At 57.8% G+C, this 19,651-nt stretch carries 19 protein-coding genes and 1 pseudogene; 5 read left to right on the forward strand and 15 right to left on the reverse strand.

Annotated features, from left to right (window positions below):
• Window positions 1–8: 8 nt before the first annotated feature.
• From RBB62_RS08870 to melA, 10 genes and pseudogenes are all read right to left on the reverse strand, one after another.
• Window positions 9–1,355 (reverse strand): DUF58 domain-containing protein, encoded by a 1,347-nt coding sequence (locus tag RBB62_RS08870; RefSeq protein ID WP_309398392.1) that lies wholly within the window; start codon window positions 1,353–1,355, stop codon window positions 9–11.
• Between the two features lie 7 nt (window positions 1,356–1,362).
• Window positions 1,363–2,325 carry an AAA family ATPase gene (locus tag RBB62_RS08875; RefSeq protein ID WP_309398393.1) on the reverse strand — a complete coding sequence of 321 codons (963 nt, stop codon included), beginning with the start codon at window positions 2,323–2,325 and terminating at the stop codon, window positions 1,363–1,365.
• Entirely contained in the window at window positions 2,322–3,581 is a 1,260-nt protein-coding gene (locus RBB62_RS08880; RefSeq protein ID WP_309398394.1) for a DUF4350 domain-containing protein, read from the reverse strand. Before RBB62_RS08880 ends, RBB62_RS08875 begins: the two co-directional genes overlap by 4 nt.
• Window positions 3,578–5,251 (reverse strand): hypothetical protein, encoded by a 1,674-nt coding sequence (locus RBB62_RS08885; RefSeq protein ID WP_309398395.1) that lies wholly within the window; start codon window positions 5,249–5,251, stop codon window positions 3,578–3,580. Before RBB62_RS08885 ends, RBB62_RS08880 begins: the two co-directional genes overlap by 4 nt.
• A gap of 2 nt (window positions 5,252–5,253) precedes the next feature.
• Complete coding sequence (locus tag RBB62_RS08890; RefSeq protein WP_309398396.1) at window positions 5,254–5,565, reverse strand: B-box zinc finger protein; 312 nt, start codon at window positions 5,563–5,565, stop codon at window positions 5,254–5,256.
• A 21-nt stretch (window positions 5,566–5,586) separates the two neighbouring features.
• Complete coding sequence (locus RBB62_RS08895; RefSeq protein WP_309398397.1) at window positions 5,587–6,606, reverse strand: DUF975 family protein; 1,020 nt, start codon at window positions 6,604–6,606, stop codon at window positions 5,587–5,589.
• Between the two features lie 24 nt (window positions 6,607–6,630).
• Window positions 6,631–7,131: a hypothetical protein gene (locus tag RBB62_RS08900; protein WP_309398398.1), complete on the reverse strand. Its 501-nt coding sequence runs from the start codon at window positions 7,129–7,131 to the stop codon at window positions 6,631–6,633.
• A complete protein-coding gene (locus tag RBB62_RS08905) occupies window positions 7,131–7,973 on the reverse strand; it encodes a DUF4339 domain-containing protein (protein WP_309398399.1) in 843 nt (280 codons plus the stop codon). The genes RBB62_RS08900 and RBB62_RS08905 overlap by 1 nt, the downstream gene beginning before the upstream one ends.
• Window positions 7,974–8,038: 65 nt before the next feature.
• Complete coding sequence (locus RBB62_RS08910; protein ID WP_309398400.1) at window positions 8,039–8,635, reverse strand: crossover junction endodeoxyribonuclease RuvC; 597 nt, start codon at window positions 8,633–8,635, stop codon at window positions 8,039–8,041.
• 1,048 nt (window positions 8,636–9,683) lie between these two features.
• Window positions 9,684–10,961, reverse strand: a pseudogene (melA, locus tag RBB62_RS20385) (alpha-galactosidase); the annotation flags it as partial.
• 85 nt (window positions 10,962–11,046) lie between these two features.
• Here melA and RBB62_RS08920 point away from each other — a divergent pair.
• Window positions 11,047–11,865, forward strand: a complete 819-nt coding sequence (locus tag RBB62_RS08920) for an AraC family transcriptional regulator (RefSeq protein ID WP_309398402.1) — start codon at window positions 11,047–11,049, stop codon at window positions 11,863–11,865.
• A gap of 1 nt (window position 11,866) precedes the next feature.
• On the opposite strand, the gene RBB62_RS08925 is transcribed toward RBB62_RS08920, so the two are convergent.
• The gene (locus RBB62_RS08925) at window positions 11,867–12,538 is read right to left on the reverse strand and encodes a polysaccharide deacetylase family protein (RefSeq protein ID WP_309398403.1); all 672 of its coding nucleotides are present in this window, start codon (window positions 12,536–12,538) and stop codon (window positions 11,867–11,869) included.
• Window positions 12,539–12,677: 139 nt separating this feature from the next.
• Here RBB62_RS08925 and RBB62_RS08930 point away from each other — a divergent pair, with 139 nt between their 5' ends.
• Window positions 12,678–13,112 (forward strand): NfeD family protein, encoded by a 435-nt coding sequence (locus tag RBB62_RS08930; protein WP_309398404.1) that lies wholly within the window; start codon window positions 12,678–12,680, stop codon window positions 13,110–13,112.
• A 20-nt stretch (window positions 13,113–13,132) separates the two neighbouring features.
• The gene (locus RBB62_RS08935) at window positions 13,133–14,134 is read left to right on the forward strand and encodes an SPFH domain-containing protein (RefSeq protein ID WP_309398405.1); all 1,002 of its coding nucleotides are present in this window, start codon (window positions 13,133–13,135) and stop codon (window positions 14,132–14,134) included.
• A gap of 279 nt (window positions 14,135–14,413) precedes the next feature.
• On the opposite strand, the gene RBB62_RS08940 is transcribed toward RBB62_RS08935, so the two are convergent.
• Window positions 14,414–14,956 (reverse strand): L,D-transpeptidase, encoded by a 543-nt coding sequence (locus RBB62_RS08940; RefSeq protein WP_309398406.1) that lies wholly within the window; start codon window positions 14,954–14,956, stop codon window positions 14,414–14,416.
• Here RBB62_RS08940 and RBB62_RS08945 point away from each other — a divergent pair.
• Together RBB62_RS08945 and RBB62_RS08950 are read left to right on the forward strand one after the other, a co-directional pair.
• Complete coding sequence (locus tag RBB62_RS08945; RefSeq protein WP_309398407.1) at window positions 14,955–15,983, forward strand: aspartate-semialdehyde dehydrogenase; 1,029 nt, start codon at window positions 14,955–14,957, stop codon at window positions 15,981–15,983. The genes RBB62_RS08940 and RBB62_RS08945 overlap by 2 nt on opposite strands.
• A 152-nt stretch (window positions 15,984–16,135) precedes the next feature.
• Window positions 16,136–17,173, forward strand: coding sequence for an alkaline phosphatase D family protein (locus tag RBB62_RS08950; RefSeq protein WP_309398409.1), 1,038 nt, complete (start codon window positions 16,136–16,138; stop codon window positions 17,171–17,173).
• Window positions 17,174–17,241: 68 nt separating this feature from the next.
• Here RBB62_RS08950 and RBB62_RS08955 read toward each other — a convergent pair whose 3' ends face one another.
• From RBB62_RS08955 to RBB62_RS08965, 3 genes are all read right to left on the reverse strand, one after another.
• The gene (locus RBB62_RS08955) at window positions 17,242–17,976 is read right to left on the reverse strand and encodes a hypothetical protein (protein ID WP_309398411.1); all 735 of its coding nucleotides are present in this window, start codon (window positions 17,974–17,976) and stop codon (window positions 17,242–17,244) included.
• 32 nt (window positions 17,977–18,008) lie between these two features.
• Complete coding sequence (locus RBB62_RS08960; protein WP_309398413.1) at window positions 18,009–18,476, reverse strand: hypothetical protein; 468 nt, start codon at window positions 18,474–18,476, stop codon at window positions 18,009–18,011.
• Between the two features lie 325 nt (window positions 18,477–18,801).
• The gene (locus RBB62_RS08965; protein WP_309398415.1) at window positions 18,802–19,560 is read right to left on the reverse strand and encodes an HU family DNA-binding protein; all 759 of its coding nucleotides are present in this window, start codon (window positions 19,558–19,560) and stop codon (window positions 18,802–18,804) included.
• Window positions 19,561–19,651: the final 91 nt, after the last annotated feature.

Raw genomic sequence — 19,651 nt, forward strand, 5'->3', positions numbered from 1 at the left:
GCGGCGGTTTAAAGGATTTGGCGCTGCTTGACGCGCAGGTATTGGTTGACGATTTCCACGGCGAGGTTGCCCTGCTGATGCAGCGCCAAGTCGACGCCAGATTGCTTCAAGCCGCGGCTGAGCTCGGTGAGGTCGTGCCAGCGCAGGTGGCCACTGAGCGCGCCGTAGATGTCGTCCACGCTGCGCGGCTCGGGGCTGGCGCGGAACAACGGGCCGATCTCCTCGCCGACAATCATGTTGGCCAGGACGACGTGCTTGCGCGTTATCATCCGCACGCGGCTGGCGAAGGCCTCGGCGGCGGACGGATCACTCAGGTCGGTGAGGAAAATGAGCAACGCGCGGCGGCGCAAACGCAGGCGCAGGAAGGTGAACAGCTCGTCGAAGTCCGGCGTGGTGCGGTCGGTTTGCAGGTCAAAGAGCGCGTCTTGCACGCATTGCTGATGCGCGCGGCCGGTGCTGGCGCGTAGGTAATTCGTGACTTGGTGCGAGAACGTGACGAGGCCAAAGAGGTCGCCCTGACGCGCGGCCACCATATTCAGAATGCTCGTAACGGTCAGGAATCGCTCCAGCGTGCTTTCGTCCGGCCCACCGTTTTGGCCCTCAGCCACGATGCGCCCCGACAAGCGCGAGTGGTCGACGATGAGGTAAATCTCCCGCGTGCGCTCGATCTGGTAAGTCTTGGTGACGGGCTCGTTGCGCTTGGCGGTGGCCTTCCAGTGGATGTCGAACATGCTATCGCCGGGCAGGTATTCGCGGAGCTGCTCGTAGTCGCGCCCCTGCCCCACGATGCGCTGCACGTGCGTGCCGACGGAACCGCGGTTCATGAACAGGTTCGCCAGCTGTCGGCGGTCGCGGCGCAAATTCGGGTAAACACGGATCTCGGACTCCACCGGGAACTCCCGTCGAAATGTCCACAGGCCGAGCGCGGAGGTCGTTTCCGCATAGACCGCGCCCACGTGATAAACGCCACGCTGGCGCGGCGTCAGCGGCCAATTCGTGGACCAGAATTCGCCCTCGTCATCGAGCGTGACAGGGAGTTTCGCGTGCTCGGATTCGAGACTCGGATCAAGCCCCAGCGCGAGGTTAAAATGTTTCAAGCCCGGCCCTAATCGGCGGATAAACAGCTCGACCTTGTTGGGGTTCCCCAGCGACATGCGGGTGACCGCGGCAGCCTCCACCTTGATCGCTGACAAGCGCTTGCGCGCACCAAGCCAATCAACCACCGCCACGACAAACACCGCCACATACAGCACGGCGCACACCGCGAGCAACGCAGCGTTCAGCGGTGCTAGCAAGGCCGCCGGGCACAGCAAGCCGGCGAACAAAACAAGGCGATTGGCGGGAGCAAAGGTCATGGAAAAGTTAACGCGGCACCGCGACGGCTTCGAGCAGTTGGCGGATGACTTCGGCCACGGTCAGGCCCTCGATTTCATATTCCGGGCGCAGCGCGATGCGGTGGCCAAGCACGGGCAAGGCCACGGCCTTGACGTCGTCCGGCGTCGCGAAATCGCGGTCTTGCAAAACGGCCATCGCGCGGGCGGCCAGGAGCAGCGCCTGCGTGGCGCGCGGGCCGGCACCGACGAGGATGCTTTCGTGCGCGCGCGTCTTGCGGACGATCTGCACGATGTAGTTCAGCAGCTCTTCCTTAACCGTGACGGCGAGTAAATTGCTGCGCGCAGCTTCAAGCTGTTCGCTGGTCAGCACGGGCTCGATGGCGCCGCTGGCCAAGGCGTGCTCCGGCGTGTCGATGGACAACAAACGGCGGGCCAGCTCAAGCTCGTCGGACTCGTCCGGGTAGCCCATGTCGATCTTCAGCATGAAGCGGTCTTTCTGCGCTTCAGGCAGCGGATAGGTGCCCTCGTATTCGATCGGATTCTGCGTGGCGAAGACGGTGAAGTTCTGGCTGAGCTGGTGGTTCGTGCGGTCGATCGACACCGTGCGCTCCTGCATGGCCTGAAGCAGCGCGGCCTGGGTCTTGGCGGGCGCTCGGTTGATTTCGTCGGCCAGCAGGAAGTCGGTAAACACCGGCCCCTTCACCAGCACGAACTCCTGCGTCTTCATGTTGAAAACGTGGGTGCCGGTGATGTCGGCGGGCATCAGGTCGGGCGTGAACTGGATGCGCCCGGACTCGCAGCCCATGACCGTCGCCAGCGTGCGCACGAGCAGTGTTTTGGCGACGCCGGGCACGCCTTCGATCAGCGCGTGGCTGCCGGTGAGGATCGTGATGAGCGTCAGGTCGATCACCTCTTCCTGACCGATGATCACCTTGCCAATTTCCTGGCGGGCGGCGGCAATGACTTCTTTTAAGGTTTGGGTCTCGTTCATCTCAAGTTGATGCGGTGTTTGGTTAAAATGTGAACTATGTTGCGGTAAGCCTGCACGGGGCGGCGCTTACGCGGCGGCGTAATTTTTAAAGCGGAAAGCTCGGCGCGAATTTCTTCCATCGCCGGATTCCAGCCCGACATGCGCTTGAGCTGCGGGCCGAGGTTGGAGAAACGCTCAACGCACAGGGGCAGCAAATCCACGGGTGCGATAGAGCGCTTGAGCAAATTACGAAGCCCGGTGTGCGTGGAGCCGGACAAGCGGACCACGCCCGCGCTGAGGTTCGTATCCGCCGCGCGAACGGGCGTTAGCGAATACAAATTGCGCCACACAAAGAGCCCTGCCAGCAAGGCCATACCGAGCGCCAGGCCGCCGAGGCGATAGCGCCGCATGAGGATGGCCACGCCGGTCGGCTCGCGCAGGCCGAAGTGCCATTCGTCAAAAATCGCGTGCGCGGCGTCGCCGTGCAACCAACTGAGCAAGCCCGCCTCGCGGTCGAGCATCATGGCTTCATTGGAAAATAAATAAGTGTTCGCCAGGAGGATCACCTCGCCCTTGCCGTAGCTCCGCCAAAGCGCGACGGGGCCGTTCTTGGTTTCGTAAAGCACCTCCCATTCTTCATCGAATTCGACGAAGTAGTCCTGCCCCTTCCATTCGATTTTCTCCGGTGCAGAGACATCCGCAACGCGGCTCGCGCCGGGGGTGTCAAAGTCGCCAATCTTCGTGCTCAGCTCCCACCTGCTGACCACCACTTCTTCTTCCTCCTCGACGTCTTCCTCTGCCTCCGCATCATCCGCCGGTTCGGCCTTTTCATCTTGTTCGGCTACCGGCGTTTCGTCCGATTCTTGATCCGAGTCATCAAAGCCCTCCTGCTCTTCCAGAAACTTGCTGAATGACGAGTAATTATCGGCATAGCTCATGACGACGCGGCCGCCTTGCCCCATGAAATCCAAGAGGCGATTGGGCCCATTGCGGCGCTCGAACAACGACTCCGGGTGCGCCCGAAAAACATACAGCGTGCCGTCGGAGGGGAAGTCGACTTTGGCCCAGTGCCGGTAGTTGCGCTCCACTTCAATGGCCGACAAGGCGTCGAGTGACTCGGCCAGAGCGCGTGCCCCCAGCGGGTCAACGCGCAGGCTCGAATGCGCCGGATAAATATCCCCGCGCTCCAGGCGCACATGCACCAGCTTGACCAGCGCGAAGATCAGCCCTGCCACGCAGACCAGCAATAAAATCGGGATGCCGTAACGCTGCTTCACCAGGCCAACCCCGCGTTGCGCAGGAAGCCCTGCATGTGTTCAATCTCAGGTTCGCCCACGGCGCGCTCGCCATACCACACACCGTCAAACAGATTGGCGCTCGCCACGTAAGCCTCCAGCACCGCGCCCGCGGAATCGCCCCGGCGCATCAGCTCGCGGCGATAATCGTAGTTGGACTTGTGGCGGGCCAGCTTGATCATCCCCTCCTCCGAGAGGTAGGACAGCTCGGCCAAAAACAGCGCACGCAGCGCAAGCCGGTAGTCGCCTTTGGCAATGAGTTCTTCGGCAATTTCCAACCAGCGGTTGCGGGGCAGCTCGTCCGCTGTGATGTCCTCGCGATTGAGGTCCGGCATCTGCTCGATGGCGGATACATTCAGCGCCGCCGCGGGCGCCGGTTGACGCGACAGCCACAGCTTGACCGCCACCCAAATGAGCGCAATGACCGCGATGGCGATCAGCAAATATGTCAGCACATCGAGAATGCTCAGCCCGCTGAAATCGAAGTCCCACGGCTCGCTGGGCTCCGGCTCCTTGTCGTCGAAGAGGCCCTCCAGCCACTTCGAAAAGTCGTCCGACATCTGCTTCAATCTTTCCAAAAAATCTTTGAGCCAACTCGACGGCTCGACTTCGCCGGTGACTTCTTCTTTCGGGAAACGCCAGATGTAATCCGGCTGGCTCATGGTGTCCTCAATGGCTTCCTCGACGGAGGTCTCGCTCGGCCCCTGCTCATTGGGCGCGGCCATCAGCGGCTGAGCCAGCACCAAGCCCAGCGCGAGCATCACAACTGCGGCAGATGCAATCCGCCCGAGTTTACGGGTGCCTTTTTTGAGCATCCGCAGGTTGAACAACAAATCGTCGCCGCTCTGTAGCGACTGCGTATAAAAACAACGGAGCAGGTAAGCGCCCTGAGCCAACGGCGCATAAACCAAATACATCAAGCCCAGCGCAATGGACACCGTGGTCGAGTTCGACGTAATGAATTCGCTGCCGCGAATCGCCGCGCCATCCACCCCAAAGAAGGTCTTGAGCAGCAGCGGAATCGTCATGATCACCGTGAGCCAGGTCAGGTAAAACAGCATGCCCAGGAAGATGAGCAGACCAATGAGTGACCAGCTTTGGTTGGTCCACACCCCTGCCAGCTTGAAAGCGCGGGGCGTGATCGGCTCGTCCGCCTGCTCATCACAAATGGCCGACAGTAACAGCTGGTTTTGAAAGAAGCCGTAAAGGCGCGCAAAGGGAAAGGTGAGTAACGCCGCGATAGGGAGGACCAGCAGGCCAGTGGTCTGCCATTGCACTTGCTTGAGCAACATCCGTAGGCCCGTTTGCAGTGAAACCGGCGGCAGCTCTTGCCCCCGCAACGTCGCCCACATGCCGCGGGCAAACCACGCCTGCCAAAAGCGCATCCACACAAAGAGCCCAGCCAACGTCAGCGAATCACCCAGGAGCTCGCCCGCTGCCAGGCCACTGAAAGACATCTCATTCCAGAAATACAAAAACGCTACCAGGAACGGCGCTGCGCCCAGCAGATACATGGTCCAGCACGCCATCGGTAATTGCCGCAACAGATGGATCGACTCTTCGATCATGTCCAGGCCGGAAGGTTCGTCTCCAATGCGACGCTTTTTGCGGCGAATCCGTGGCGGACGTTTCTGTTTCTTCTTCCGAGCCATAGCTAGCGATTCAAGAAGCTCCCGTCGTGGAATTCACTGGGGATGGACAGCAGCGTGCGGCCAATCATGTAGAATACCCACCAAGCCAGCAGAAACCCGCCTGCCGCGCCGACCAGCCCGAGCAAGCGCCCCCAGATGGGCGAGCGCTCCTTAACCTCCGGCTTGAGCAACTCGGAGAGGCAGGACTGGCAGATCACGCGGCCCTCGTGCTCGGTCACGCATTCCCGGCAGAAAAATTTCTCACACTCCGGGCAACGCGCAACCGCCTCACGTTGTCCGTGAATGCGGCAGCGTTGCTTGACGAGGACAGACACTGGGCGCGCGGATTCGAGCGATTAAAGGTCGTCGTAAAAACGGGCAAAGGACACCATGGCGTATGGCATCAGCCAAAACAGCCCGATACCCAGCGTGAGCATCGCCAACAGGGCCCAACCGATGAAGGAGATGTAGAGCATGAACAGCTTTCCGGTGTGTCCCTGCATCATGTGCCAGCTTGTCTTGAGCGTCTCAATGACCCCTAGGTCCGGATTGTCGATAAGCAGAAAATACGATAGGCCAAATTTAAGTTGCACAAAAAACGCCACTGCCAGCAAAGCAACCACGAACACAAAAGCGAGAATGCCGAAAACGACGTCTGAACCACCACCGCCTTTTTCCATCGCCGGTATCATCAATGCTGCCAGAATGCCGATGATGACAATCGGCACGAGCATGATCAACATGGGGAGAATGTAGACGCCGAATGCGCGCTTGAAGTCCTGGAATCCACTAAACATGTAATCGTTGCTGGAAGCTTCCCCGCGCGCGATCATGAGCATGTTGTTCTGGTAGCCCAAGGTGAAGGGGCCGCTGACTGCGTATTGAACCAGGAAACCCACAAAGGGGATCATGCCTGCGGCCATGTTGATGCCAAACTGGATCATCCAAATCAAAAATGAAAACAAGGCCGCCGGTCCCCACTGAACCGACAGGCAATCACGCGCCTGCGCCTTGAGTTCGGAAATCGGGGTCAAGCCGCCGGTGCCTTCGGGTTTCCCCGCGGGTGCGCTGGCGCCCTCGATCAGGCGTTGCGAATAGCCGCCGCTGCACTGCGGGCAGACTACTTTATTGTCGCCGAGCGGAATGAGGTTATTCGAATGCGTCATGGCACCACAGTTGGGACAAGCCACCATGCCCTCGACGCCCGCGGGCGCTGTTGCCTGGCCAAAAACCGACTGGTAGCTCTGCCACTCGGCCATACCCTCACGCCAAATGAGGGTTTGCGCATGAATGACGCCCTGGCTGACCAGGGCCTGTAGCTCCGCGTCTTCGACCGGCCCCAGCTGCTGATTGTTATTCGAATAGTACCACTGCATAATGTAGAAGAGATGGAATTGGGATTAGGTGACCGCAGATTGTGTAGCGTTTTGTGCCGCTTGCAATGCTTCACTCGTCAACGTTCCCTGCACGGCCTCCACGCGCTCAGTGAGCTGACGCTCAAATTTACGGGCCTTGCGTATGTTGCCAATGGCTGGCAGGCGCACCAACTGCACGCGGGTCTTCACACCCACGGCGCAACTGCGTCCCAGATAGAGCATGATTGCAAAAATAACCGCGCACGGCACAAAGACAAACAGCCCGCCCCAGTTCGGCGCATCCCGTCCTGAAGCAATGCCCATGACGCTGAACAACATAATCAGCACCAGAAGCAACTGGACGATGACCGACATCGCCGTGGGGTGCCAAAGCAAGCCCTGAATGTCTTTATAATAGAGGCGCCGATAGCGCTCGGTGGTCGAGCCGTCGATCACCAGCAAATGGTCATCACCAAAGTAGAGCTTCTGTCGCTCAAAGGAACCGCCACCCCGCGCCGCCAATTTGTATTGATCTGCGTCGCTCATTATAAATCCAAGCCTCCCGTAAAGACCCAGGCCAGCAGCAGGATTTCAATGAGCCCGATGACCATCGCCACGACGTAGCGGCTACGCGTTTTGCGGACAATGCTGGTGGGGCCCTGCTTCCATTTCCAAAGACAGATGCCAATCGCAATCGGCGCAAAGAACGGCACCAAAAGCAGCGCCAGCGCAATGTCGTCCCACAGTTTGCGGGTATCGTCCAGCTTGGAGACCTTGCCCTTGGCCTTAATGTCGCTCAAGGCCTGAAGACTGATGACCTCGCCATTGAATTCCGTGGAGCACAAATCACAGATAAAGCGGCCACTGTGGCTGCACATATTCGTCGCCGCAAACTGCGGGTGGTAAAAGCAGCTCGACTCATCGGCCTCCAGCAGTTCCTTGCCCTGCGCCAGCCCTGCGCGCTTCAAAAAAGCCGGATACAAATGCACGTGGTGCGCCACCTTCGATTCGCGCTTCCCGTAGTTGTCCACCACCGGCTCGCTCGGCAGCGGCAGGATATGACTGGGGCGATTGAGCGCATATAAAGTCAACTCCTGAACAGCATAATTTGGGCGGGCAGCAACCGGCGTTGACATGGCGCCTTTCTGAGCAATGGGCGACATGGGAGGCGGCGTTAACGGCGGGGGCGTTGCCGGTTTGGACCACGGCCCTTTGGGCGCGCCCGGGGCGGTGCTCAGTGCTTGCCAGCCAGGCATAGACGAGCGCCACACCAGGGTGTCGCTGGTGATCGTGCCTGCTTCCGCCAACGCTGCCAACTCAGCTTCCGAGACTGGACCGAGCCGTTCATCGTCGATTGCGTAATGCCACTTGATTGTATCGCTACTCAAGACATTGCCACGCTAGATGATGCACCGAGCCTAAGACGAGTCCTTTTTTCAATCCGTGATATATTTTACGAGCGCGCCCCCGTCATCGCATGGCAAAGGGCCGCAGCCGCCGCATCAGCTTCGTCGGAGGGCAGATCGGCCATCAGCTTGAGGTGCTGGCGGACCATCGCCGCGACCTGCTCCTTGCTCGCTCGGCCATAGCCCACAACGGCCTGCTTAATGCGCAAAGGGGCGTATTCATGGATCGGCAAGCCCCGCATGGCCGCCGTCGCAATCACCGCCCCACGCGCCATGCCCATGATCTGCGCCGTCTGGAAATTCTGCACGTAAATCGTCTGCTCCAGCGAAACGCACGTGATCGTTTCCTTCTCCAAAATAGCCGATACCGCGCGCGCAATCTCGCCCAAACAATCACTCTGAGTCGCCTTCGCCTTGAGCTTGAGCGTGTGGCTGCCAACAAGCTGTGTCGGCTCCCCAGGGACAAACTTCACCACCGCCAAACCCGTGCCGCGCAAACTCGGATCGACGCCCAGCACCGTGCCATCAAAAGGCTCACGCTTGGCCGCAAACTGCGCCTCGATCGCCTCGACCGTCACGGCCTCGGACACGCCCTGCCCCGCCAACTTGGCGCTCCAGAGTGCTCGCGAGGACTTCCTTCCCATATGCCCCCACACCACAACGCAACTTCCCCGCCGTGGCAACGCTGGTTTTAATCAGTAGGCGCAAAGCGCCGCGAACAAAGTTTTTTGGGAAGAGCGCGAGAAACCCTTTTGTGGACAAAAGGGTTTCTCGCATCAAATAAACTCCACCACCTTAAACACTCGCCAACGCGGGCGACAGGTCGATGAGGTGGGCCTTGGTCATGTCTTCCTTGGTGTTGGCGCCGTGGCTCAGCGAGGAACGACCGCCAGAGTGGGCGTCGCCCAGCGCGCCGAGGTTGACCGAGCAGTCGAAGAAGAACGTGTCTTGCGTGGCGTTGACCAGCGCAGCGGACACCGTGATCTTTGCTTCGTAGAAAAGCTCCTTCTTCGTAAACTCGACTTGCGCTCCGGCCACCGGATTGCGATCACCGTCCACCAAGCTAACCTCGCCATTGAGGTCCGGTAACAGCATGAAGTGCTTGACCGGCTCAGCCGTCGGATCGGCAAAGAAGAACTCCGCTCCCGAACCGAGGAAGAACTTGCGATTCGTCGGTTGGATATCCGAATCTTCGACCCGGATATGGATGACCATGTTGTCGCCATCGCGCTGCAAGGAACCCGCTGCACAGGGGAAACCGGAGAGATCAATTTTGAACTCGGCCGCACCTGCATCGTTTGCGGCAATGACCGGATAAGGCCGCAGCATCGTGTCGACGCACAGCACGTTTTCATCGCTGGCAGTCAGCTTGACGAGGAGCATGTCCTCGACCTCGGCATTTACTTTGCCTGGCAAAGTCACGACTACCGTCTGGCCCGCTGGCGCGTTGACCGTGGCGCTGGTTGACTCGAAGGCGACTGCGTCGTTCTCCAATTCAATGGCCACATCGAAAGTGGCATCCTGCTGGCTTGGGTTGTCGACTTCGACTTCGAGCTCGAAGCCGCTGCCCACCTGATCAAAGCGCAGGCCACGGGCCTTTGCGCGGGCAATGAGTTGGTCGCCCACTCCGGCGTAGCTGCGGCCAGTGTTCGCGATGACCGGCTCGAACTCGCCAAGGAAACCGTCGCTCTGGTGCGCTTCGATAAGCTCGTCGCACATTGCCCAGATCTTGTCGAGCGGCAGCGTGGCGCTGGTGTGCGGATCAAGCATCACTGCGTGGTAAATGTGCTCGCGCTTGCCAGTGAGCGCAGCCTGCACAGTGAGTTGCTGCACGTTGACATTCGTCATGCACATGCTGGCCAGTTGCGGCGGCAGGTTGCCAATCATCGTGGGCTGCAGGCCAATCGCGTCCACCTGGCAGGGAACCTCGACGCAGCAATCGTCGGGCAGGTTCTTGATGATGCCGCGGTTCGGCACGTTGCCATAAACGGTGCGCAGCGTGTTGGTTTCGCGCGAGTGAATGATGTAGCTGCCATACTCGTGCGACGGCTCGCCGACAACCATCTTGTGATCGCCCTCGCCGATCAGCTTGGCCTCGGTGTCTTTCCACGACGCCATGATGCCCTCGCAGCGGCGCGGGTATTCGTCGAGCGGCACCTTGAACTTATCGATCATCTCCTGGCCGTGGTGGATGAAATAAGGCACGTATTCACTCTGGTGCTCGGAACTCTCGGTGACAAAGTACCCGGTGCGGCGCATCATCTCGTAGCGCACGAGCTCGAAGTCGCGGTTTTTGTCTTCCAATACTTTGTAAAGCAAAGGATACGCGTCGCGGCCCTTGTATTGGAACTTCAGGAAAAAGGCCATGTGGTTGATGCCGGCCACTTGGTAGCTGACGTCTTCCATTGGCAGGTGCGTGTGGTTGGCCAACATGCGCGCGGTGCCAAAAACCGAGTGGCAAAGGCCCACGTGCGGAATGCCCACCTCAGCATCGACCGCCATGCAGTTCATGGCCATCGGGTTGGTGTAATTCAGGAGCAGGCAATCCGGATGTGCGTGATCAGCTATGTCCTTCGCAATCTGATTGATCACCGGGATCGTGCGCAGTGCGCGGAAGACGCCACCAACGCCGAGCGTGTCCGCAATGGTCTGCTCCAAGCCATACTTTTTCGGGATGTCGAAGTCGCGCATCGTCGAGGGCTTATAGCCACCAACCTGAATCGTGCAGATGACGTATTTCGCATCTTTGACTGCTTCTTTCTGGTCCATCGTCGAGGTCACGGTGGCCTTGACGCCAAGGGTCTCGGCCACGCGCTTCATCATCACGTCCGCCACCTTGAGGCGAGCTGGATCGATGTCCATCAGGCAAATATGCGCGTCGGACAGTTCCGGGAATTGCAGGATGTCGCCAATCAGGGTCTTCGCGAAGACCACCGAGCCGGCGCCGATGAGGGTGATTTTACAAGCCATGATGGAAACCAGCTCAATGCATTTAGGTAAATTTAACAAGCAGTCGAAATTGACAATTTTCCGGCATTTTGTGACCATTCGCCAAATGCCAGAACTCTACCATGTCAACTGGGTCGATCAAGAAGTCCGCCACTCCCGGCGCTACATGTGGGACAACCGTAACCGCGGCGGACCTCCAATGTTCTGTATCCAACGCACGTTGCGAGGCTGCGGATTCATCGAGCGCGATGGGGTAAGAGCTCTCGTCCCAGCCAACTATGCCATGCTGTTCTGGCATGGCGAAAACTCCAACTATGGCTATGCGGAAGAAAGTCAGGGGCCCTATGAACTCGATTGGCTCGCGATCAACGGCCCACAGTGCATGGAGTTTTTCCAAGAAATCCTCCAGATCAGTGGCGGCGTAATTCACCTACCGCGTCAGGCTGAGCCCACCCGTCTGCTGGACGAAATTCGGCGGCGCTTTACCGAAAAACAATTTCAGGACCCCTACCACGAATCGCTGCTCATCTATGAACTGCTCACGTCACTGCTCCGCGAAGCGGCCCGCACACCAGTGGAGCGCGATCCCATCGCCTACGCCGCAGAATACATTGAACGACGCTTCCACCAGCCAATCACTATGGAGGAAGTTGCCCAAGCCTCCGGCGTTAGCCGCGAACACCTGACGCGCCAACTGACTAAACACTGGGGCGAGTCTCCCGGCAAACACCTGCAAGCGCTGCGCCTCAACGCAGGTCGCGACATCGTATGCCACACCACCGCGCCCATCGAAGCCATTAGCCGACACTGCGGCTACCTCGATCCCGATGGCTTTGCCCGCGCCTTTGCCCGCCGTTTTAAATTGTCGCCCGGAAAATACCGGCAGCGCTACCTGGAACACGAAGCCAAGAAGGCGCGGCGTTAGGCTACTGATCGGTGCGCGCAGCCAGCAGCTCGGACACCGTCACGAACTGAAGCCCCTTGCTGCGGAGCGTCTCGATGATGCGGGGCAGCGCCTCGCGCGTGTGGACCGACCACGAATGCATCAGGATCACATCGCCCGCTTGGCCCTTGGCGGCACGCTCGTAAATCTTCTCGGTGGTCACGTCTTTCTGCCAGTCACGAACACTGATCGAGGAACCAATCGCATAGGGCATCCCGTATTGCTCAACGACTGTGAGCACTTCATTGTTCTGATCCAAATACGGAGCGCGAAAGATAATGGGCGTCACTCCGGTTGCTTCCGCAATTACCTTTTGCGTCTCGGCAATTTGGCCATCCACCTCTTCCGCCGGAAGCTTGGTCAGGTGCGGATGCGTCATGGTATGATTGCCGATCTCGTGCCCCTGCTCGTGAACTTTTGCGGCCAACTCCGGCTCCTTCACCACATTTTTGCCGATCAGGAAGAACGTCGCCTTCGCCTCGTTGTCCGCAAGGATCTTCATCATCGCCGCCATGTTTTCACCATTGGGCCCGTCATCAAAGGTCAACGCCACGTAGGGCTGATCGGTTTTCACCTTGGTGATTTTTTCCGACTGAGCGTTTGCAAAGGTGGACATGGCAAGCGCCACGCCGAGGACAACGAGGAGGGATTTCATGCGGATACCGAAAGCGAATGCCCATCCGCAGACAAGCCAACATTTCGCGTTGTGGACAGTCATTACAAACAGACGATTCGGTTATAATAGCGAGTGCGCGGCTGGAGGCGTATCATCAAGTTAAACCAAACCTGATACAATGAACCTTGAACCCGCATTCTATTGGCTGATCGCCGGCATCGTGCTGATGATCATCGAACTACTCCTCACGGGTGTATTTTTCATCTACCTCGCGATCGGCTGCATCGGAGGTATGGTCGCCGACTGGCTCGGCTTCGGACTCACCGGGCAGATCTTCGGCTTCACCATCGCCATCCTGATCGGCCTGCTCTTTTTCCGCCGTTTCTTTAACCGCACGTTCTTCCTGACTGGCGGTGAAAAGACCAACACCGACGCCCTCATTGGCCGCAAAGCCATCGTCACCGAAACCGTTTCCGACCAGGGTGGCCGCGTGCTGCTCGGCGGAGAACACTGGCGCGCCGTCAGCGACATGATGCACGCCGAAGGCAGCGCAGTGATGGTCACTGCCGTCAGCGGCGCCACCGTGCGCGTTGCTCAATTACCCGAAAACTAACTTTAGACAGGAATACGAAAATGGAATACATCATCATCTCATCACTGGTCGCCTTGTTCATCATCGCGATGGCAATCAAGGGCGTCACGCTCGTGCGCCAATCCGAAACTCTGGTGGTCGAACGCCTGGGCCGTTATCACCGCACCCTGCCCTCCGGCATCAACGTGATCTGGCCGATTGTCGAAACCGTCCGCGTCATCAACTGGCGCTACACGACCGAGGTCGCCGGCAAGCCGAAGGTGAAATTTCAAACCGTCAAGCGCATCGACCTGCGTGAAACCGTTTACGACTTCCCGCGCCAAAACGTGATCACCCGCGACAACGTGGCAATCGAAATCAACGCCCTGCTCTACTTCCAAATCACGGACCCGGTGAAAGCTGTTTATGAAATTGCCAACCTGCCGAACGCCATCGAAAAGCTCGCCCAAACGACTTTACGTAACGTGATTGGCGAGCTGGATCTGGACGAGACGCTCTCCTCCCGCGACCACATCAACCAGAAGCTCCGCGTCATCCTCGACGAGGCCACCGACAAGTGGGGCGTCAAAGTCAACCGCGTCGAGTTGCAGGATATCAACCCGCCGCAAGACATCCGCGACGCCATGGAAAAGCAGATGCGCGCCGAGCGTCAACGCCGCGCCGCCATCCTCGAGGCCGAAGGCCAAAAGAAGGCAGCGATCCTCGAAGCTGAAGGCGTGCGCGAGTCGGCCATCCTCCGCGCCGAGGGCGACCGCCAGGCCGAAATCCTGCGCGCCGAAGCCGAGTCCAACGCACGCCAGCTCGTGGCCCAGGGCGAGTCCAACGCGATCCGCAGCATCCACGAAGCCATTGGCACCTCGGGTGAAAACGCCGACTCCACGCGCTACCTGATCGCCGTGCGCTACCTGGATTCGCTGAAGACCATGACTGCAGGCGACGCCACGAAGACGGTTTACATGCCCTACGAAGCCACCGGCATCCTCAGCTCGCTCGGCGGCATCAAGGAGCTCATGGCCAGCCAACAGCCACCAAGCGTCAATTAACCTTCACAGAGTTGACGCCAGCGTCCCGCTGGATCGATTGATTTGCACTTCGTGCAAATGCTGAGCGACATAGAAACGGCGAAGATGGAGGCGCGCCAACTGGAGGGCGATGCTCCGTCATCGCCGCATGCCAGAGTGGCGTAATTAGTAGCACAGGTGTCCCGCCTGTGCCCTAACCAACGGTTTCGACGCGTGTATTTATGAGAGATAGAAGCACAGGCTAGACACCTGTGCTACCGCAACGCTGGCGGCGATGACGGAGCATCGCCCTCCATTTCCCTACAGCTCAATCAACACCAGCGCGCCGCTGGGCGTGGCGTCGAATAACTCCACGACATCCTCGTTGCTCAGCAACACGCAGCCGTGGCTGTTGGGCGTGCCGATGCGGTCTTCCTGATTCGTCCCGTGGAGGTAGACATAACGATCATGCGTGTCGACGCCCGGGCCTGCGTTGACGCCCTTTTCCAAACCACGCAGCCAGAGAATGCGCGTCGTAATCAGGTTTTCCTCATTGCGCGCGGCTTCGAGCTCGTAGCAATTTTCGCCCGTCGGCACGCGGCCTTTGAGCACCGCGCCGGCAGGCAAGCCGTCGCCGATTTTCTCATCGATTACGTGAAGGCCGGTTGGCGTGCCGAGGGAGTTTTCCACGCAGCTCGGCGGCTTACGGGAGGTCGATACGGCGTAGATTTTGCGCAGTTTCCCCTCTTCCCACGCCCAAAGTTTTTGCTCGCCAATCGAGACGTAGAGCGCATGGTTGGTCGGTTTCACTTGGCGCTCGTCGCACACTGCGAGCACGCGCTGAAAATAAGAGGAAGAATCCATGAGTTATCGTGTAGGCATAGTCGGCGCAACTGGCGCCGTGGGTCAAGAATTGATCGACCTGCTCCATCGTCGTCATTTCCCGATGTCGGAGCTCGTCCTGTTGGCGTCCGCCCGTTCCGCCGGCAAAACCATCACCTGGCAGGACAAATCCTGGACCGTGCAGGAAGCGACCCCCGAATCTTTCGAAACTCTGGACATCGCCATCTTCAGCGCCAGCGGAACCCTCTCCAAGGAGCTTTGCCCGGAGGCCGCCAAGCGCGGCTGCATCGCGATCGACAACTCTTCGGCCTTCCGCATGGACCCGAAGGTGCCGCTCGTCGTGCCGGAAATCAATCCCGAGGCCGCCCGCGAACACAACGGCATCATTGCCAACCCCAATTGCTCGACCGCCGTCGCGCTGATGGGACTCTACCCGCTGCACCGCGAGTTCGGCCTCAAGCGTTTCTTCGCCGCGACTTACCAAGCCGTTTCCGGTGCCGGCGCGGCCGCCATGACCGAGCTCGAAGACCAGCTCCACGCCTGGACCAAGGGCGAGGAACTGACCGTCAGCGAATTTCCGCACCAGATCGCCTTTAACCTCATCCCGCATGTGGACGTCTTCTACGACGACGGCTACACCAAGGAAGAGCACAAGATGCTCAACGAGTCCCGCAAGATTCTGGGCATGCCCGAGCTGAAGGCTTCGACGACCTGCGTCCGCGTGCCGGTGCTCCGCGCCCATTCCATCGCGATCAACGCCGAGTTCGAAAAGCCCGTCGACGTGAAGCGCGCGCAGGAAGTTGTCGGCGTCTTCGAAGGCGCTGAGCTCGTCGACAACCCGGCCGAAAAGCAATACCCGATGCCCATCGATTTCTCCTGCAAGGAAAAGTGTGGCGTGGGCCGCATTCGCCGCGATGCCGCCTTCGACAACGGCCTCGCCCTGTGGGTCTCCGGCGACCAGCTCTGGAAGGGCGCCGCACTCAACGCCGTGCAAATCGCAGAACTCGTGGCCAAGGAGAATCTAGTAACCCCGAAGGCGAGCGCCTAGGCAGCGGCAGTGTCCCGCTGCACCGATTGATTTTCGCACTGCGAAAATGCGGTGAGGCAAAGCGTAGAAGTGGAAGGCGATGATCCTTCATCGCCGCCCTGCAAAATCAAATTTCATAAGGCAGCGCTGAATCGGCGTTGCCTTATTTGTTTATGCTTATTTCAATGAACGGCATGAACCGCCGCGCTTGCCTACTACTGCTTCTCTCCTGCGCCCCGCTGTGGGCGAAGTTTCCGACCGACTTTGAGTCGCCGCTGACCACCATTGCCTTCGGCTCATGTAACCAGCACAACCTGCCCCAACCCCTCTGGGCCGTAATCGACGCCCAGCAGCCCGACCTGTGGATTTGGGCTGGCGACAACATTTACGGCGACACCGAGGACATGACGATCCTCAAGGAGAAATACGACGCGCAGTTCAACCAACCGGACTACGCGACCTTCCGCAAAACGACGCCCGTCCTCGGCACTTGGGACGACCACGACTACGGCGCCAACGATGCGGGCCATTGGTATCCGATGAAGGCAGAATCCAGTGTGCTCGCGCTGGACTTTTACGAGACGCCCACTGACGATCCACGCCGTCAACACGAGGGCATCTACGGCAGCTATGTTTTCGGCCCCGAAGGCAAGCGCGTGCGTGTCATACTGATCGACGACCGCTACTTCGCCGGCCAGCCCAAGACGCCTGGCTCCGACCTCCTCGGCGATGCGCAGTGGGCTTGGCTCCAGCAAGAGCTGCTCGCGAGCAAAGCGCAGATCAACCTTATCGTGACCGGCATCCAATTTCTGTCCGAACAACACCTCCATGAAAAGTGGGCGAACTACCCGCCCTCCCGCGCCGGCCTGCTGAACTTCATTCGCGAAAACCAGATACCCGGCGTCGTCTTCCTGAGCGGCGATCGCCACCTGCACGAGATCTCGATCAAAAGCGACGCGGAGACGATTTACCCGCTGATCGACGTCACCTCCAGCGGCCTCACGCACTACTGGAAAAACTTCCCCGGCGAGGACAACCACTACCGCTCCGGCCCCATCTACAGCGGCCTCGCCTTCGGCCTGATCGAGCTCGATTGGGACGCCCAGCCCGCCACCCTCACCGCGAAGATTGTGAACCAAAGCGGCATCACCGAAAACGTGCTCTCACTGCCGATTGGGGCGCTGCGGGACACGAGTCCAAGCAGAAAATAAATATAAAGTAGATCATGTATATTGAATGTCTAAGCAGTCTGCATGCTCTCAAAAAATAACATTTAACATTACCTTCTGAAGTATCGAATATTGGATAATTGCTCAGTGGGCATAGGTCCAATCTTAGGAATATTCTCACCAACAATTCCTTCCAAATGCTTGGTCCATCCAATCTGCATGAGATCAAATATCTCGCGATCAATACCTTCGTAACCTTTCCTATAACAAGGAAGCCATACGAGGACCTTACGGTCTAGCCCATGCATAAATGCAGCTAGATTTACAGTAAAAATCAAAACATTATCAATAGAGCTGAATCCATTATCTAATATTTTATCTACTGCATGAGCCAAAGCATCGATCTCAAGCGCGTAGTTCCCTTCATTAACCAGCAATAAAAGTCCCTTAGCAGAGGGGTAACTTAAATGCTTCTTTGTCTGCCTTATCTGTTTATTAGCCTTATCAATTCTCCTGTGAATTGGCTTCTGAAATACTTTGTAAATTTCATCCTGACATTGTCGTGGAAGATCTTTTGTTGAAAGTTTGAATGTTCCATAGCCAGGGTCTGGAATTAGGCCATCTTTAATCCACAGCTCCAACAATCGATTTAGTTTCGTTTGAACGCGAGGATCATCAGACTTGTCCTGAGTCAAAGTCTTTAGTTCAGCAACAATATTATATTTCTCGAAATAATAATCAGCATTTGAAAAGCAAGGCGACTTACCTACATGCTCGCCTAGTACCGTGCCGCCAAACTCTTTAACAAAGCAATTAAATTGCTGTTCTACCAATACACCTGACATACGAATTTAGATTAGACATCAACACTATAGGATCAGGTTAAAAACAAACCAGTAGCACCCACGATAAATCCAAGAATAAATGCAGTAAGGCCAGTATAACCTAATATTCGATCAACCTTCCCACTTGGCACCCTACTTGAGTCTCTTTTGATCAAGTCAGCATAATCCAACTCTTTCATGTAATGAGCCTCTACATCTTTCTGCCAATGACTAAATAATCGATTCATACTTTCATATGCGTAAGCCACCATGCATCCACTCGACACTAGACCAACAAAGAAAAAGATAAGCGCTAACTTCGGAGGTAGAGTGCCCCTGATATCAGCTGACGCTCCAAGAAAGCTTAAAGTTGCGACAGCACCACCTGAATTCATCAAAATTAGATATTTGATTGCTTCTTTCCCCCACTCTTTATCGAGTTCATAAAGCTGCGACCATCTATTATTAATGTGATCCTGTCTCTGCTTCCATGCAATATATTCAGCGTCTTTTCTTTCCATTAGAAAAAGATATAAACCAAACCATCATATTTAAAAGTTAATTCTCAATTATTAACTGATTTACGGTTACTCCATCAAGCCCCAGGTTCTATTCTCGCATACGACAGATAAGGCACTATCGTAATACATTCACTGAATTCAACCCGAACCTAGCCGCTTGTTGCCGTGAATCCAGGCGTGTGTTGCCTCAATGCACGGGCGGTTGTTACTCCCTACGCCCGTGGGCGTAGCGGGCTTACGTCCGGGGACGGAGGGAGGTTACGTCCCGGGAGGTAGATGGGCTACGTCCATGGACGTAAGCAGCAACACAGCCTAAGGAGTTGATCTAAGCCACGGCTTGGTTTGGCGCAGTACTCGACTGAGTTTCGACCGACAACACTTGCTGGCCTACGCCAACCACCAAGGTGGTGCAGTCGCGCATGCGGGAGCGGACTTCGAGCTGGTAGTCGCCGGGCGGCAAGTCGTAGGGGGCTTGGGCGATGAGCCATTGTGGCGTGTTCATCACCAAGTCCTGCAAAGGGATGCCCTCGTGGGGAAACTTGTCCAGCGGGACCAGAAAGACGCCTTCGTCGGGCGCGGCCTCGTTGAACTTGAGACGCGCGCCATAGACCTTGAGCGGCATACCCGGCTTGAGCGTGGTGACGTGTTCGTGGCGCGCATTGAAGATCGCCGTGACGTTCGGGCGCAAACGGGTGTCCGGCGCATGGACGCGCTCCCAGCTCAGCTGGCAGTTGATGTCCCGCTTCAGCTTCGGCGGTACGCGCACGCCAACTTTCACCTGATGGCGCTTGGCGTCGCGGAGTTCGTTAATGTCGTCAAAGGTTCCCTGCACCGAGGGAATGAACTGCGCCAGCCCTTGCAGGTTGACGCGGCGGCCCTCGCGCAGGCTGTCGCAGACCTCGTCACCCAGCGCCGCGAGCACGGCGGCGACTTCGTGTTCGCGCAGGCCAGAGCGCATGGCAAGGCGTTGATGCAAGGCCTTGCCCTGCAAGGTATCTTCGCCTTTGACACGAGCGATGTATTGGCTGGATGAGCCGGGTTGAGAGTCGATGTTTTGGAAGGATTCGAGATAGTATTTCAGCATGATGGCAGTGGATTTAAGGATTAAACGTTCAGTGAACATTATTATCCAAAACAAATGGAACCACAAGCCAAAACAGGGAGCATTTTTTCAC

The organism is Cerasicoccus maritimus, assembly GCA_031296935.1.
Taxonomy (GTDB): Bacteria; Verrucomicrobiota; Verrucomicrobiia; order Opitutales; family Cerasicoccaceae; genus Cerasicoccus; species Cerasicoccus maritimus.